The 16,336-nt window shown below is 65.4% G+C and carries 13 protein-coding genes; 4 read left to right on the forward strand and 9 right to left on the reverse strand.

Features of this window, described 5'->3' with window-relative positions; translation table 11 throughout:
- Position 1: 1 nt before the first annotated feature.
- Together VUG52_RS21475 and rpoE are read right to left on the reverse strand one after the other, a co-directional pair.
- The gene (locus tag VUG52_RS21475; protein ID WP_050703985.1) at positions 2 to 592 is read right to left on the reverse strand and encodes a sigma-E factor negative regulatory protein; all 591 of its coding nucleotides are present in this window, start codon (positions 590 to 592) and stop codon (positions 2 to 4) included.
- 31 nt (positions 593 to 623) lie between these two features.
- Positions 624 to 1,205 (reverse strand): RNA polymerase sigma factor RpoE, encoded by a 582-nt coding sequence (gene rpoE, locus VUG52_RS21480; RefSeq protein ID WP_010220971.1) that lies wholly within the window; start codon positions 1,203 to 1,205, stop codon positions 624 to 626.
- Positions 1,206 to 1,641: 436 nt separating this feature from the next.
- Here rpoE and nadB point away from each other — a divergent pair, with 436 nt between their 5' ends.
- Positions 1,642 to 3,243 (forward strand): L-aspartate oxidase, encoded by a 1,602-nt coding sequence (gene nadB / locus VUG52_RS21485; RefSeq protein WP_050703984.1) that lies wholly within the window; start codon positions 1,642 to 1,644, stop codon positions 3,241 to 3,243.
- Between the two features lie 149 nt (positions 3,244 to 3,392).
- On the opposite strand, the gene VUG52_RS21490 is transcribed toward nadB, so the two are convergent.
- Positions 3,393 to 4,355: an NAD(P)H-quinone oxidoreductase gene (locus tag VUG52_RS21490; protein WP_050703983.1), complete on the reverse strand. Its 963-nt coding sequence runs from the start codon at positions 4,353 to 4,355 to the stop codon at positions 3,393 to 3,395.
- A 144-nt stretch (positions 4,356 to 4,499) separates the two neighbouring features.
- Between VUG52_RS21490 and VUG52_RS21495 the strand changes: the two genes are divergently transcribed.
- A complete protein-coding gene (locus tag VUG52_RS21495; RefSeq protein WP_052896222.1) occupies positions 4,500 to 6,581 on the forward strand; it encodes a carboxy terminal-processing peptidase in 2,082 nt (693 codons plus the stop codon).
- 108 nt (positions 6,582 to 6,689) lie between these two features.
- Positions 6,690 to 8,447 (forward strand): bifunctional diguanylate cyclase/phosphodiesterase, encoded by a 1,758-nt coding sequence (locus VUG52_RS21500; protein ID WP_050703981.1) that lies wholly within the window; start codon positions 6,690 to 6,692, stop codon positions 8,445 to 8,447.
- 70 nt (positions 8,448 to 8,517) lie between these two features.
- Here VUG52_RS21500 and VUG52_RS21505 read toward each other — a convergent pair whose 3' ends face one another.
- The 6 genes from VUG52_RS21505 to VUG52_RS21530 form a co-directional block, all read right to left on the reverse strand.
- Positions 8,518 to 8,886, reverse strand: coding sequence for a hypothetical protein (locus tag VUG52_RS21505; RefSeq protein ID WP_050703980.1), 369 nt, complete (start codon positions 8,884 to 8,886; stop codon positions 8,518 to 8,520).
- Entirely contained in the window at positions 8,883 to 9,227 is a 345-nt protein-coding gene (locus tag VUG52_RS21510; protein WP_331832059.1) for a helix-turn-helix domain-containing protein, read from the reverse strand. Before VUG52_RS21510 ends, VUG52_RS21505 begins: the two co-directional genes overlap by 4 nt.
- Before the next feature lie 90 nt (positions 9,228 to 9,317).
- On the reverse strand, positions 9,318 to 9,758 hold the full coding sequence (locus VUG52_RS21515; RefSeq protein ID WP_050703978.1) for a YkvA family protein: 441 nt from the start codon (positions 9,756 to 9,758) through the stop codon (positions 9,318 to 9,320).
- A gap of 279 nt (positions 9,759 to 10,037) precedes the next feature.
- On the reverse strand, positions 10,038 to 10,760 hold the full coding sequence (locus VUG52_RS21520; protein ID WP_050703977.1) for an FKBP-type peptidyl-prolyl cis-trans isomerase: 723 nt from the start codon (positions 10,758 to 10,760) through the stop codon (positions 10,038 to 10,040).
- A gap of 192 nt (positions 10,761 to 10,952) precedes the next feature.
- Positions 10,953 to 11,732: a type I methionyl aminopeptidase gene (gene map, locus VUG52_RS21525; RefSeq protein ID WP_050703976.1), complete on the reverse strand. Its 780-nt coding sequence runs from the start codon at positions 11,730 to 11,732 to the stop codon at positions 10,953 to 10,955.
- On the reverse strand, positions 11,729 to 11,932 hold the full coding sequence (locus VUG52_RS21530; protein ID WP_050703975.1) for a ParD-like family protein: 204 nt from the start codon (positions 11,930 to 11,932) through the stop codon (positions 11,729 to 11,731). Before VUG52_RS21530 ends, map begins: the two co-directional genes overlap by 4 nt.
- Before the next feature lie 305 nt (positions 11,933 to 12,237).
- On the opposite strand from VUG52_RS21530, the gene VUG52_RS21535 reads away from it, so the two are divergent.
- Complete coding sequence (locus VUG52_RS21535; protein WP_331832060.1) at positions 12,238 to 16,218, forward strand: bifunctional nitrate reductase/sulfite reductase flavoprotein subunit alpha; 3,981 nt, start codon at positions 12,238 to 12,240, stop codon at positions 16,216 to 16,218.
- Positions 16,219 to 16,336: the final 118 nt, after the last annotated feature.

Here is a 16,336-nt window from a genome sequence, read left to right on the forward strand (position 1 = left end):
CTTAGCGGTTTTCCAGGCTGGCGGCGCGGGCGTAAGGCAGCGCGGTCTCGTTGCCCTTCAGCGCGGACTCCTGGGCGTGCTGGCGCAGGTAGCCCGGCAGGCGTTGATCCCAGCCGGCCTGGTTCTGCAGCACACCGTTGGCCATCGGCCCGGTCGGTTGCTCGTTGCCTTCACTATAGCCTGCCAATACGGCTGGGCCTTGCGCCTGTGGCATGCTCAGGCCCTGCTGGGCAGGCTGCTGGGCGGCCAGTTCGGCACCGGTGATCTCGTCCTGGTTGTAGAAACGCACGCCGGCCAGCACGGCAACGGTCACCGAAGCGGCCACGGCCAGGCGGCCGAGGCTGCGCCACGGGCCCTGCTTGACCTTGGCCGGCACGGCCTCGTCAGCCAGCGCTGCGGAAACCGCCGAGGCGATGTCCAGCTTGGGCAGCAGAAGCTCCTTGTGCATGGCTGCGCGGGCGACCTGGTAACGCGACCAGGTGGCACGGGTTTCGGCATCGTCGACGGCATTCAGCACGCGACGCAGTTCCAATTCGTCCGCTTCGTTATCCATCACCGCGGACAGCGATTCCTGCAAAGCTTCACGACTCATGGCGGTTCCTCTCTTGGCTGTCGCCGCTGTCTCAGGTTTCCTGCAACAAGGGTTGCAGGGCTTTGTCTATGGCCTCCCGAGCGCGGAAGATTCGAGAGCGCACGGTACCCACCGGACATTGCATGACGCTGGCAATGTCCTCGTAACTCAGTCCATCGAACTCGCGCAGCGTCAATGCTGTACGCAGGTCTTCCGGCAGTTGCTGGATGGTGCGATGGACAGTGCCTTCGATTTCATCCCGCAACAACGCGCGCTCTGGGGACTCGAGATCCTTGAGACCATGATCGCCGTCGTAAAACTCCGCATCCTCGGAGCTCACATCGCTGTCTGGTGGCCGTCTGCCGCGGGACACCAGATAGTTCTTCGCCGTGTTGATGGCGATGCGGTACAGCCAGGTATAAAAAGCACTGTCACCGCGAAAATTCCCAAGCGCCCGGTATGCCTTGATGAAGGCTTCCTGCGCCACGTCCTGCGCCTCATGGGTGTCGTGTACGAAACGCACGATCAACCCGAGAATCTTGTGCTGATACTTCAGCACCAACAGATCGAAAGCTCGCCTGTCGCCACGCTGCACGCGCTCGACAAGCTGCTGATCCTCTTCCTGGGTTAGCATGAACACTCCTCAGTGATCTCGAAGGAGCGCTGCAACAGCCATCGTTCAGGCTTGCAACCATAGACTCGGGCTTTGCGCAAAAGTTCTCCCCTCCAAGCAAGTTTCCTGCGGCCCTTGGTCGGCTCGCACGAAAGACGCAGCGCGGTCACGGCCGGCTGCGTCGATAATCTGGTTTCGTTACGCAGGTGTCAGCCCAAGATAGAGCTGCCTCCTTGCGTCGCCGCGGCAATCTGTGGCGTACGGGCAGCCTTCATAGGATTTCCAAGAGTATCGGAAAGTTCCTAAAAAGATCGCCACCACCCCATATGCGCCATTGGAAATCAGGCGCCCGGGGCTGCTATAAAGGCATCCCGGCCAGGTTTCACGATAGTTTCACAGTGCCATCTGCGCTCGACTATTGTGCCGTGCCCCTTCCAAAGATTACTAGTGTCCCGACATGAGCCAACAATTCCAACATGATGTCCTGGTGATCGGCAGCGGTGCCGCCGGTCTCAGCCTGGCACTTAACCTTCCGCGCCACCTGCGCATCGCCGTGCTGAGCAAGGGCGACCTGGCCAACGGCTCGACCTTCTGGGCCCAGGGCGGCGTCGCCGCGGTACTCGACGACACCGACACCGTGCAGTCCCATGTCGAGGACACCCTCAACGCCGGTGGCGGGCTGTGCCACGAGGACGCCGTGCGCTTCACCGTCGAGCACAGCCGCGAGGCCATCCAGTGGCTGATCGAGCAAGGCGTGCCATTCACCCGTGATGAACACTACAGCGTCGACGACGGCGGCTTCGAATTCCACCTGACCCGCGAGGGCGGCCACAGCCACCGGCGCATCATCCATGCCGCCGACGCCACCGGCGCCGCGATCTTCACCACCTTGCTGGAACAGGCCCGGCAACGTTCGAACATCGAGCTGCTCGAACAGCGCGTGGCCGTCGACCTGATCACCGAGCGCCGCCTTGGCCTGGACGGCGACCGCTGCCTGGGCGCCTACGTACTGAACCGCAACTCCGGTGAGGTGGACACCTTCGGCGCACGCTTCACCGTGCTGGCCACCGGCGGCGCGGCCAAGGTCTACCTGTATACCAGCAACCCCGACGGCGCCTGCGGCGACGGCATCGCCATGGCCTGGCGCGCCGGCTGCCGGGTGGCGAACCTGGAGTTCAACCAGTTCCATCCGACCTGCCTGTACCACCCGCAGGCCAAGAGCTTCCTGATCACCGAGGCCCTGCGCGGCGAGGGCGCCCTGCTGCGCCTGCCCAACGGCGAGCGCTTCATGCCGCGCTTCGATCCGCGCGAGGAACTGGCGCCACGGGACATCGTCGCCCGCGCCATCGACCACGAGATGAAGCGCCTGGGCGTGGACTGCGTCTACCTGGACATCAGCCACAAACCGGCCGACTTCATCACCAGCCACTTCCCGACGGTCTACGAACGCTGCCTGACCTTCGGCATCGACATCACCCGCCAGCCGATCCCGGTGGTGCCCGCGGCCCACTACACCTGCGGTGGGGTGATGATCGACGAGCACGGCCACACCGACGTGCCCGGCCTGTACGCCATCGGCGAGACCAGTTTCACCGGCCTGCACGGTGCCAACCGCATGGCCAGCAATTCACTGCTCGAATGCTTCGTCTATGGCCGCGCCGCCGCCGCCGACATCGAGGCGCGCCTGGACCAGGTGGCCATGCCCCGCGCCCTGCCCTGCTGGGACGCAAGCCAGGTGACCGACTCGGACGAGGACGTGATCATCGCCCACAACTGGGACGAGCTGCGGCGGTTCATGTGGGACTATGTAGGCATCGTGCGCACCAGCAAGCGCCTGCAACGCGCCGAGCACCGGGTACGCATGCTGCTGGACGAGATCGACGAGTTCTACAGCAACTACAAGGTCAGCCGCGACCTGATCGAGCTGCGCAACCTGGCGCAGGTGGCCGAGCTGATGATCCGCTCGGCGATGCAACGCAAGGAAAGCCGGGGCCTGCACTACACCCTGGACTACCCGGGGATGCTGCCCGAGGCCCGGGACACCATTCTGGTGCCGTAGGCAGTCTGCGCGATCCCTGTAGGAGCAGCCTTGTGCCGCGAAAGGGCTGCGACGCAGCCCCAGGATATCAGCGATAACGCATCAATCGATGGGGGTGCTTCGCACCCCTTTCGCGGCACAAGGCCGCTCCTACAGGGCCATGCGCCAGATCACACGAGTGTCGGATCGATCACCAGCACCAGCTTGCCGGACACCTGGTTGCTCGCCAGTTCCGCATAGGCCGCCTCGGCGAACGCCACCGGGTAGGTGTCGACCAGCTGTGGCGACAGGCGCCCCTCGGCGAACAGGGGCCACACCTGCTGGCGCAGCTCGCGCAACAACTCTGCCTTGAACGCGTCATCGCGATTGCGCAAGGTCGAACCGGTAATTTCCAGGCGCTTGCCCAGCACCAGCGCAAGGTCCAGTTCGACCTTGCGCCCGCCCATCAGACCGATGATCACCCAGCGCCCGTCACGAGCCAACAGCTTGAGGTTGAGCGGGCCATAGCTGGCGCCCACCGGGTCGAGGATCACGTCGAACGGCCCGAGCTGCTCCAGGTCGTCGAGGTTGCCATTGCGCACCACGCCGCCCGCGGCCCCGAGGGCCTGACAATAGGCCAGGCGCTCCGGCGAACCGACACTGACCCACACCGGGTTGCCGAACGCCTTGCACAGCTGGATCGCCGCGGAACCCACGCCACTGGCACCGGCATGCACCAGCACCTTCTCACCGGCTTTCAATGCGCCCAATTGGAAGATGTTCAGCCAGGCCGTGGCATACACCTCGGGCACCGCCGCCGCCTCGTGCAGGCTCAGGCCTTCAGGCACCGGCAACACATGCCGGGCGTCGACCACGACTTCCTCGGCCATGCCGCCACCGGCCAGCAGCGCGCAGACCCGGTCGCCCACGCGCCAGTCGGCGCCGGCTCCGACCTCCTCGATGATCCCTGAGCACTCCAGGCCCATATAGGGGCTGGCGCCGGGCGGCGGCGGGTACAGTCCGGCCCGCTGCAGCAGGTCGGCACGATTCAGCCCGGCGGCGGCCACGCGAATGCGCACCTGCCCGGCATCGCAGGCCGGGCGCTCGGCCTCGACCCACGCCACATGTCCGTCAACGCCTTGCAATGCCTTCACAGTGCCTCCATAGTTGAATCATATGACCGAGCCTGGGAACGCCAAGTCCCAGGCTTTTTGCAGTATGCGTCCGGCTCCGATGGAACCGGCGAACGGATAAGACGGCCTACTATGCGTGATCAATTGCCTCCACGTCGAATCAGCATGAAGCATTTCCTCCCCAGCACCGCCCTCGCCCTCATGATCGGCCTGGGCAGCCTCACGCTCGGTGGCAATGCGGCCGCCGCCAACAAGTGGGACAGCCTGCAGCCGGACCGCGACGAGGTCGTGGCCAGCCTCAACATCGTCGAATTGCTCAAGCGCCACCACTACAGCAAGCCGCCGCTGGACGACGCCCGTTCGGTCATCATCTACGACAGCTACATCAAGCTGCTCGACCCCTCGCGCAGCTACTTCACCGCGGCCGACATCGCCGAATTCGACAAATGGAAGACCCAGTTCGACGACTTCCTCAAGAGCGGCAACCTCGAGCCCGGCTTCACCATCTACAAACGCTACCTGGACCGCGTGAAGCAGCGTCTGGACTATGCCCTGGGCGAACTGAACAAGGGCGTCGACAAGATCGACTTCAGCGTCAAGGAAGACCTGCTGGTCGACCGCAAGGACGCGCCGTGGATGAAGAACCAGGCCGAACTCGACGACCTGTGGCGCAAGCGCGTGAAAGACGAGGTGCTGCGCCAGAAGATCTCCGGCAAGGAACTCAAGCAGGTCCAGGAAACCCTGATCAAGCGCTACAAGAACCAGCTGGCGCGCCTGGACCAGACCCGCGCGGAAGACATCTTCCAGGCCTACATCAACACCTTCGCCCAGTCCTACGACCCGCACACCAACTACCTGTCGCCGGACAACGCCGAGAACTTCGACATCAACATGAGCCTGTCGCTTGAGGGCATCGGCGCGGTGCTGCAGAGCGACAACGACCAGGTCAAGATCGTGCGCCTGGTGCCGGCAGGCCCTGCCGCCAAGACCAAGCAGGTGGCCCCGGCCGACAAGATCATCGGCGTGGCCCAGGGCAACAAGGAAATGGTCGACGTGGTCGGCTGGCGCCTGGACGAAGTGGTCAAGCTGATCCGCGGCCCGAAAGGCTCGGTGGTGCGCCTGGAGGTGATTCCGGCCAGCAACGCGCCGAACGACCAGACCAGCAAGATCGTCTCGATCACCCGCGAAGCGGTCAAGCTCGAAGAGCAGGCGGCGAAGAAGTCGGTGCTCAAGCTCAAGCAGGACGGGCGTGACTACAAGCTGGGCATCATCGAGATCCCGGCCTTCTACCTGGACTTCAAGGCCTATCGCGCTGGCGACCCGGACTACAAGAGCACCACCCGCGACGTCAAGAAGCTGCTCACCGAGCTGCAGAAGGAAAAAGTCGACGGCGTGGTCATCGACCTGCGCAACAACGGTGGCGGCTCGCTGCAGGAAGCCACCGAGCTGACCAGCCTGTTCATCGAGAAGGGCCCGACCGTACTGGTGCGCAACGCCGACGGCCGTGTCGACGTGCTCGAGGACGAGAACCCGGGCGCCTTCTACAAAGGCCCGTTGGCGCTGCTGGTGAACCGCCTGTCGGCCTCGGCCTCGGAGATCTTCGCCGGTGCCATGCAGGACTACCACCGCGCGCTGATCATCGGCGGCCAGACCTTCGGCAAGGGTACCGTGCAGACCATCCAGCCGCTCAACCACGGCGAGCTCAAGCTGACCCTGGCCAAGTTCTACCGGGTTTCCGGGCAGAGCACCCAGCACCAGGGCGTGCTGCCGGACATCGCCTATCCGTCGATCATCGACACCAAGGAAATCGGCGAAAGCGCCCTGCCGGAGGCCATGCCGTGGGACACCATCCGCCCGGTGGTCAAACCGGCTTCCGATCCGTTCAAGCCGTTCCTGGCCCAGCTCAAGGCGCAGCATGAGGCGCGCAGCGACAAGGATGCCGAGTTCGTCTATATCCGCGACCGCCTGGCGCTGACCCAGAAGCTGATGAACGAGAAGACCGTCAGCCTCAACGAGCAGCAACGTCGCGCCCGCCACGATGAGATCGAGGCCAAACAGCTGGCGCTGGAGAACATCCGCCGCAAGGCCAAGGGCGAAGAGCCGCTCAAGGAGCTGAAAAAGGAAGACGAGGACGCCCTGCCCGCCGAGCCGGACGACACCAAGCCCGAGGACGATGCCTACCTGTCCGAGACCGGTCGCATCCTGCTCGACTATCTGGGCCTCAGCACGTCGGTGGCCAAGCACTGAAATGATGGCGAAATAATGTGACCTGTCATCAAACAGTCACCGGACTGTCGTGAAATGGAAGGGCCGGACGTGCAAGCGTCCGGCCTTTTTCACTTCAGGAAGCAGTCCATGACCGTCACCGAACAGCTCAGCGCATTGAGCGCCATCCTGGCTCAACGCAGCGTCCACTGTCTGTTCCAACCCATCGTCTGCCTCTCTGAAAGGCGCATCCTCGGCTACGAGGCCCTGAGCCGCGGCCCGTCCAACAGCCCGCTGCACTCGCCGCTGAACCTGTTCGCCATCGCCCGCCAGGCCGGCCGCCTCGCCGAACTGGAGGTGCTGTGCCGGGAAACCGCCTGCCGCCGTTTCAGCGAGCTTAACCTGCCGGGCCAGTTGTTCCTCAACGTCTCGCCCGAGTCCCTGGTCGAACCCGACTACCCGTCCGGGCGCACCCTGAAAATGCTCGAACAGCTCGGCCTGGCGCCCAGCCGGGTAGTCATCGAACTGACCGAGCAGACGCCCACCGAAGACTTCCAGCTGCTGTACAACGCCCTGCACCACTACCGCGACATGGGCTTTTCCATTGCCCTGGACGACCTGGGCGCCGGCTACTCGAGCCTGCGCCTGTGGTCGGAGCTGCGCCCGGACTATGTGAAGATCGACCGTCATTTCATCGATGGCATCCACCAGGACCCGCTCAAGCGCGAGTTCGTTGGCTCCATCCTGCAGATCGCCCGCGCCTCCCGCGCCCAGGTGATCGCCGAGGGCATCGAACTGGCCGAGGAACTGGCGGTACTGGGCGACATGGGGGTGACCCTGGTCCAGGGCTACCTGCTCGGCCGCCCCCAGGAGTTTCCGGTCGTGGACAGCCTCGGCCTGCCGCCGCCAATGACAGGCTCGGGCGTTGCGCTGTGCGAGGACAGCCGCGACCTCAGCGCCCTGCTTATCCAGCAACCCTCGGTCACCCTCGACACCGCCACGCAGCAGGTGCTCGACGCTTTCCGTCGACAGGCCAACCTCAATTCCCTCGCCGTGCTGGACGCGCAAGGCCGCCCCTGTGGCATCGTCCACCGCCACTTGCTCGCCGACGCCCTGCTCAAGCCCTTCGGCACCGACCTGTTCGCGCGCAAGCCGATCAGCCGCCTGATGAGCCAGGACTTTCTCGCCGTCGAGCGCGGCCAGTCGCTGCAGCAGGTCAGCCGCCTGCTTACCAGCCGTGCGCGCCAGCGTATCGAGGAGGACTTCATCATCACCCAGAATGGGCGTTACCTGGGGCTGGGGCGGGTGATCGACGTGCTCAAGCTGATCACCGAGCAGAAGATCCAGCAGGCACGGCATGCCAATCCGCTCACCTTGCTGCCGGGCAACGTGCCGATCCAGCAGTGCCTGGCGCGCCTGCTGTTGCAGCGGCGCAAGGCAGCTGTGTGCTACGTGGACATCGACAGTTTCAAGCCCTTCAACGATATCTATGGCTACGCCCGAGGCGATGAAGTGCTGTTGTGCCTGGCCCAGTGCCTGAACGACTGCGTCGATCCGAGCCGGGATTTCGTCGGCCATATCGGCGGCGACGACTTCATGCTGGTGCTGGGCTCGACGGACTGGCGCGAGCGCCTGCAATTGCTGCTGGAGGCCTTTGGCCGGCAATGTCGACGCTTCTACCGCAGCGAACACCTGGAGGCCGGGTGCTTCATCGCCCACAACCGCCAGGGACAGCGAGAGACGTTCGCCTTGCTGTCACTGTCGATCGGCGTGGTCTGGCTGGAGCCGGGCAGCAGCGACGGGCTGGATGCCGGTCAACTGGCCGAGCTCGCCTCCCAGGCCAAGCGCCAGGCCAAGGATGGCGGTGGTTCAGGCCTGAGCCTGATCGATACCACCGTGTTGCCATGATCGCCCGTCGACTCGCCGGGAAATGCGTGGGAGCGGCGGTGCGCCGATGCGACTTGCCCCGCGATGCCTGTCAGGCTTCTTCCGGGTAGCGATACTCGAACACCCGCACCACTTCCGAGGCATGCCAGGATGCCGCCTCCATGCCATCCACCGGTCCGGAAAACCGCCCCAGGCGCTCGACACACTCGAAGAACCCGGTGCGCGGCAGGCGGCTGGCCCCCTGGCTGATCACCAGCGAACTGCGCAGCGGCTGCTCGGCGCGGGCGTCGAGGGTCGCCAGGTACTCGAGGGCCGCCGTCAGGGTCTGCATGGCCGGGCTGGGCAATTGCAGACGCTCGAGCAGCGCACGGTACGTGAGCAGGTGGCGTTGACGGCGGGCCAGGTCGAGCTCGGTCAGCAGGCTCTGCCACTGCTGACGGCTGATCCTGACCTGGCTCATGACGGCTCGCTCCAGCCGGCCACGCCCAGGTGCCAGGCCAGGCTGCGCAGGATCGCAGCGTCCGGGCATCGCTCCCCGGACTCGATCATCGCCAGGTAGGCCGGGCTGATGCCGACACTGCGTGCCAGTTGCTCCGGGGCCAGGCCCTTGGCCTTACGCAAGGACGCCAGCTGGTCCAGGGAGGACAGGCTGGCGCTCGGTTGAGTGCTCTCGTTGTGACTGACTGAGTCGGGAGCTACGGCCGGCGCCTGGCCTGCGGCCGCCAGCAACTTCTGATAGTGCTCCCAGGGAACCACTGCGTACTCGGGCTGACCGTCCCGGCTGATGACCTGAATACCCATACAACCCCCTTGACGTTGGATTACGGCATGTAATCCGTAGGCATAACCCTTATGCCAATTATATTACCAACCTCGGGGGTCTGTGCGGAATCAGCTGCCAGGACGCTCAAGGCGCAGGGCCTCGGGAGTATCAGGCAGACGCTCGACCACCCGCAGCCGTTCCGGCGACTGGGCATCGCGCCAGGCCTTGAAACGGCCCAGCTCATCAGCCACGGTCTTGAGCACCCAGCCCAGCACGGCGATGTCATCGAGCAGGCCGACACCCAGCAACCAGTCGGGGATGGCGTCCAGGGGGCTGACGAAATACAGCAGCCCGGCAACGATGGTCACCAGCGCCCTGGGGCTGACGGCGCGGTACTCGCCACGCCACCAGGCCAGGCACAGCGCCTGCATCAGGCGCAGGTCCTCGCGTAATTGGCCCAGCTTCGGCCCCTTGCGGGCCACCGCGAACAGCAGGGCCGGCAGCCGGCCACGACTGAGCAGGCGCTCGGCCAAGGGCAGGAAGCGGGCGAAATTCCAGGGTGCGCTCATGGGACCTCCAGAGGAGCAGGGGTTATCCACATTTATTGTGGATAACCTTGTGAACAGGGCGACATTGGCGCCGCGTGGTGCCCGCCGGGCAAGGGCCAGGTACGAATCGGGCGTTTTTTACACAACCGTTTCAACCGCGCAAACGTTTTGCGACACCGGCACCCGTGTCTGCGCGGCTACAGCTTGCGACAGTGAATGACGCCGACGGTTCGCGTCAAGCCGAGCTGAAAACGACGACGCCCCGTCGAAACGGGGCGTCTTCTTGCAACGGGCCGGGTATTACTTGGCCGGTGCCTGGTCGGCCTTGGCCGGATCCTTGATGGCAATCAGTTCCAGGTCGAAGACCAGGACCGAGTTGGCCGGGATCAGCGGGCTCGGGCTCTGGGCGCCATAGGCCAGCTCAGCCGGGATGTACAGCTTGTACTTCTCGCCGACGTGCATCAGTTGCAGGCCTTCGACCCAGCCCGGGATCACGCCGCTGACCGGCAGGTCGATCGGGCTGCCGCGCTCGACGGAGCTGTCGAAGACCTTGCCGTCGGTCAGCTTGCCTTCGTAGTGGACGGTGACCACGTCGGTCGGCTTGGGTTGCGGGCCGTCGGCCTTCTTGACCACTTCATACTGCAGGCCCGAAGCGGTGGTGATCACGCCAGGCTTCTTGGCGTTTTCCTCGAGGAACTTCTTGCCGGCGGCGGCAGCTTCCTCGCTGGCCTTGGCCAGGCGTTCCTCGGCGCGCTTCTGCAAGGCGGTGAAGGCTTCGACCAGCTCTTCGTCCTTGATGCGCTGCTCTTTCTTGCCTACCGCGTCCTCGATGCCCTGGGCGACGGCTTTCGAGTCCAGGTCGTCCATGCCTTCCTGGGCCAGGCTCTTGCCCATGTTCAGGCCGATACCGTAGGAGGCCTTCTGTGCCGGAGTCTTCAGCTCGACGCTGCTGGTCTGGGCGTCGCAGCCCGCGAGGACCAGGCCTACCAGGGCAACCGCGGCCGCCAAACGATGCTGTTTCATGTAATTTCCTTGTTCATGCGCCATGAGGGCAATCAGGGTAAAGCCGCGAGCTTAGCAGGCGGCCGCGACCAATGGCTACCGGCATAAGAGCGGGTTGCGCGCAGGAAGTTCCTGGGTGAAAGGTTGTTCATCCTCGGCGCTTGAAGCCAATGGCCAGTATTGACGGTTCAAGGGCGTGTTGCCGGAAGAATTTCACACAGGCCGCTGCTCTTCCTCTCGCAGCGTCAGCACCTCGAACCCGCTTTCGGTCACCGCCACCGTGTGCTCCCACTGCGCCGACAGGCTGTGGTCGCGGGTGATCACCGTCCAGCCATCGCGCAACCCGCGCGTGCCACGCCCCCCCTGGTTGATCATCGGCTCGATGGTGAACACCATCCCCGCTTGCAGCGCCATGCCCAGGCCGCGCTGGCCGTAGTGCAGCACCTCCGGTGCCTCGTGCATCTGCCGGCCAATGCCGTGCCCGCAGTACTCACGCACCACGCTGTAGCCGGCGGCCTCGGCATGGGCCTGGATGGCATGGCCGATATCGCCGAGCGTCGCGCCGGGACGCACCTGCTCGATGCCCTTCCACAAGGCGGCATAGGTGGTGTCGACCAGACGCCTGGCCTCGTCGCCGATCTTGCCGATGCAGTACATCTTCGACGAGTCGGCAATGTAGCCGCCCTGCTCCAGGGTGATGTCGACGTTGACGATCGAGCCTTCCTTGAGCACCTCGTCGACCTTGGGCATGCCATGGCAGACCACATGGTCCACCGAGGTGTTCAGCGAATAGGGGAAACCGTACTGGCCCTTGCTCGCCGGGCGGGCCTTGAGGGTTTCGACGATGAAGGCCTCGGCGCGGTCGTTGATCTGCATCGTGGTCACCCCGGGGCGAATGAAACCGTCGAGGTCGGCGAACACCCGGGCCAGCAGCTGACCGGCGTTGCGCATCAGCTCGAGCTCGGCGGCGTCCTTGAGGATGACCTTGCTCATTGCAGCAACTCCTTGAGGTTGGCCTGTTCCTGGCGCAGCAACTGGCGCAGCAGTTCCTGGTAGGTCGCTTGCGGGTGCAGTTCGGCCAGCATGCCGATGCGGATCCAATGCTCGGCCTGGGCGTTGATCGAACGCGACAGCGCGGCGCTGGCCACGCGCAGGTCTTCGTGGAGGTCGTCGGAGATCTTGACGATGCCCATGTGTTGCTACCTATATATGAAACGTATTCGAATCATATATCCGTCCGTTTGCATGTGTCATCCGTTGGTGCGTGGCTCCCCGTATCGGTGCACACCCGTCACAGATCAAGCCCATGCCACCTCGCTGAGCGTGGGCGCGGGCTTGCCCCGCGATGACATGGCCCGGGATTTGCTCCCCATACGCCATCGAGACCATCAACGCCGATGGTCCCCTCCCATCACGACGAAGGCGCCGTGTTGCCCCGCTTGCCGTTTGCAGGCCGGGCAGCCGGCGCCTTTGTCGTTTCATCAGCAGGAGATTGCCGATGAGCGACAGCCAAGTGCGCAGTGTGTGCCCGTATTGCGGGGTCGGCTGCGGCATCGTCATGCACGTGAGCGATGGCAAGGTGGTCAAGGTCAGTGGCGACAAGCAGCACCCGAGCAACTTCGGCCGCCTGTGCACCAAGGGCCAGAGCGCCCATGTGCCGCTGCAGGCCGGGCGCATGGCCCACGCCTTCGTGCGCGACCAGCGCAACCAGCAGCCGGCGCGCCGCAGCCTGGACACGGCCATCAGCGAAACCGCCGCGCGGTTGCGCGCGATCATCGACACCCATGGCGCGGATGCCGTGGCCTTGTACGTGTCCGGGCAGATGTCGCTGGAAGCCCAGTACCTGGCCAACAAACTGGCCAAGGGCTTCATCCGTACCCGCCATATCGAGTCCAACTCGCGGCTGTGCATGGCCAGTGCCGGCAGCGGCTACAAGCAGTCGCTGGGGGCGGACGGACCGCCGGGCAGCTATCAGGACTTCGAGCGCGCCGAGGTGTTCCTGGTGATCGGCGCGAACATGGCCGACTGCCACCCGATCCTGTTCCTGCGTCTGCTCGACCGGCTCAAGGCCGGGGCCAGGCTGATCGTCGTCGATCCCCGGCGCAGCGCCACCGCCGACAAGGCCGACCTGTTCCTGCAACTGCGCCCGGGCACTGATCTGGCGCTGCTCAATGGTCTTTTATACCTGCTGCATGCCAACGGCCACACCGACGCGGACTTCATCGCTCGCCACACCGAGGGCTGGGAGGACCTGCCGGCTTTTCTCGAGGACTACAGCCCGCAACGGGTCGCGGCCATCACCGGGTTGGACGAGGCCGACATCCGCGAAGCCGCCCGCCTGATCGGCGAGGCCGGTGAATGGATGAGCTGCTGGACCATGGGCCTGAACCAGAGCATCCACGGCACCTGGCACACAAATGCCCTGTGCAACCTGCACCTGGCCACCGGCGCCATCTGCCGCCCCGGCAGCGGGCCGTTCTCGCTGACCGGCCAGCCCAACGCCATGGGCGGTCGCGAGATGGGCTACATGGGGCCGGGTCTGCCGGGCCAGCGTTCGGCGCAGGTGGCGGCGGACCGCGCCTTCGTCGAGCGGCAATGGCAGCTCACGCCCGGCACGTTGCGCAGCGAGGGCGGCGAAGGCACCGTGGCGCTGTTCGAACAGCTCAAGAGCGGCGAGGTGAAGGCCTGCTGGATCATCTGCAGCAACCCGGTGGCCAGCGTCGCCAATCGCCAGCAAGTGATCGACGGCCTGAACCAGGCGCAACTGGTGATCAGCCAGGACGCCTTCCTCGACGCCGAGACCAACCGCTACGCCGACATTCTCCTGCCGGCGGCGCTGTGGGCCGAGGGTGAAGGTGTGATGATCAACAGCGAGCGCAACCTGACCCTGATGCCCCGCGCCGTCGAGCCGCCCGGCGAGAGCCTTGAGGACTGGCGCCTGATCGCGCGCATCGCCTGTGCCCTGGGCTACGCGCATGCCTTCGACTACCCCGATGCCGAGGCGGTGTTCGATGAGATCCGCCGCTTCCATAACCCGGACACCGGCTACGACCTGCGCGGCATCGACTATGCCGGGCTGCGCGCCAGCCCCCGGCAGTGGCCCTGCGCGCCGGGGCGCGAAGATGACCGCAGCCCGCTGCGTTATCGCAACGACGAACACGGCCAGCCAGCGGCGCTGGCCTTTCCGACCGCCAGCGGCAAGGCGCGTTTTCATGCGCGGCCCTGGCTGGCGCCCGCCGAGCTGCCGGACGACGCCTACCCCTTCGTCCTCAACACCGGCCGCGTGCAACACCACTGGCATACCCTGACCAAGACCGGCAAGGTCCCGAGTCTGAACCGCCTCGAACCCGGCCCCTTCGTCGAGATCCATTCCGACGATGCCCGCCGCCTGGGCATCCGCGACAAGGACCAGGTAGCGATCCGCTCACGCCGAGGCCAGGCGCTGCTGCCGGCCCGCCTCAGCGACCGGGTGTTGCCCGGCGGCTGCTTCGCGCCGTTCCACTGGAATGACCTGTACGGCGAGCAGTTGGCGATCAACGCGGTGACCTGCGACGCCGTCGACCCCACCTCGCTGCAACCGGCCTTCAAGTACTGCGCCGTGACCCTCGAACGGGTCGCGGGCGAACGCATCGAGGTCCTCGACCTGGACGTCACCATTCCTGCGGAGCCCGTCCCCATGCCGACCGCCACCCTCGCCCGACTGCTGGGCCTGGAGACACAACCTGCTCCGGTGCTCGCCGAAGAGGAGCGCCATTACCTGCAAGGTTTCCTGCTTGGCCTGCAGCAGACTCGCGCCGAGGGTGTGCCAAGCCTCCCGGCCACCGCACCCTTGGCGCCGGCCCGGCGCCTGTTCGTCGATGGCCTGCTGGCGGGGTTGTTTGCCCAGCCCCAAGCGCAGGCAGCAGTACCTTGCCATCGCGTGTTGTGGGCCTCGCAGACCGGCAACGGCGAGGCGCTGGCCGAACGCTGCGCCCAACGCCTGCGCGAGGCGGGGCTTAAGGTGGAGCTCAGCAGCATGGAAAGCGTCAGTCCGACACAACTGCGCGGCTGCGCCAGCGTACTGCTGATTGCCAGCACCTTCGGCGACGGCGACGCCCCGGACAGTGGCGCCGCGTTCTGGCAGGCCCTGCAGGGCGCGAGCGACGCCGACTGCGCCAAGCTGCCCTATGCGGTGCTGGCCCTGGGCGACTCCAGCTACGATCAGTTCTGCGGCTTCGGCCGCAAGCTCGACCAGCGCCTGGCGGAACTGGGCGGCCAGCGCCTGCTGGAGCGGGTCGACTGCGAGCCGGATTTCGATGCCGCATTCAGTGCGTGGCTCGAGGCCCTGCTGGCGGCCCTTGGCACAAACACCCCCGCGACATCGGCACCAGCAACCGCCGAATCTCAGGGCAGACACCAGCCATGGCCTGCGCGCCTGGTGCAGAACCGCCTGCTCAATGGCCCCGGCTCGACCAAGGAGACCCGCCAACTGGTATTCGATCTCGCGGGTAGCGGCCTGGACTACCAGCCCGGTGATGCGCTGGGCGTGTGGCCGCGCAACTGCCCGGCGCTGGTCGAGGAACTGCTTGGCCTGATGCAGCTCGATGGCCAGGCCGTGGTCGAGCTTGAAGGCCAGAAACCGATGCCCCTGAGCCTGGCGCTGGAGCGGCAGCTGGACATTACCCGTGTCACGCCACGACAGCTCGAAGCGTTCAGCGAAAACACGCCATTTCTGCAACAGCTGTTGCAGCCAGAATGCAAGACCGCGCTCAAGGACTGGCTGTGGGGCCGGCAACTGGTCGATGTGCTGCGCGAGTTTCCCCGGCAATGGCCACTGGCCCGCTGGCTGGAACTGCTCAAGCCCCTTCAGCCACGGCTGTACTCGATCAGCTCAAGCCCCAAGACGCATCCGGGGCAGGTGCACCTGACGGTGTCCACGGTGCGCTACGGCGAACGCAAGGGGGTCTGCTCGGCCTTTCTCGCTGATCGTGCGGCGGACGTCGAAGTGGCCATCTTTGCCCAACCATCCAAACACTTCCGCCTGCCCGACGACGACGGCACGCCCATCGTCATGATCGGCCCCGGCACCGGCATCGCGCCCTTCCGGGCGTTCCTCGAAGAGCGCCAGGCACGCGCTGCAAGTGGCCGTAACTGGCTGTTCTTTGGCGAGCAGCACGAGGCACACGACTTCTACTATCGCGAGCAGTTGCTGGCCTGGGAAGCGCAGGGCCATGTACGCCTGAGCACCGCGTTCTCCCGCGACCAGCCGGAGAAGATCTATGTGCAGCAACGCCTGCTGGAACAGGGCGCCGAACTGTGGCGCTGGCTGCAGGACGGCGCGCATGTGTATGTCTGTGGCGATGCCCAGCGCATGGCCCGGGATGTGGATGCGGCCTTGCACCAGGTGGTGGCGCAGCACGGCGGCCTGGACGAGAGCGCGGCAGCGGCCTATGTCGAAGGCTTGGGACGGGACAAGCGCTACCGGCGGGATGTGTATTGATGCACCACGGTGGTGAGGGCTGCACCCTGCTTGTGCGACCGCACCACCTGGGCAGCTCATACCTAAAGGCAGCCTGACACGCTGCAACCCTCATGGGAGCTGGTTTGACCAGCGATGC

Source organism: Pseudomonas sp. LH21 (assembly GCF_036549575.1).
In the GTDB taxonomy this organism is placed as follows: Bacteria; Pseudomonadota; Gammaproteobacteria; order Pseudomonadales; family Pseudomonadaceae; genus Aquipseudomonas; species Aquipseudomonas peradeniyensis.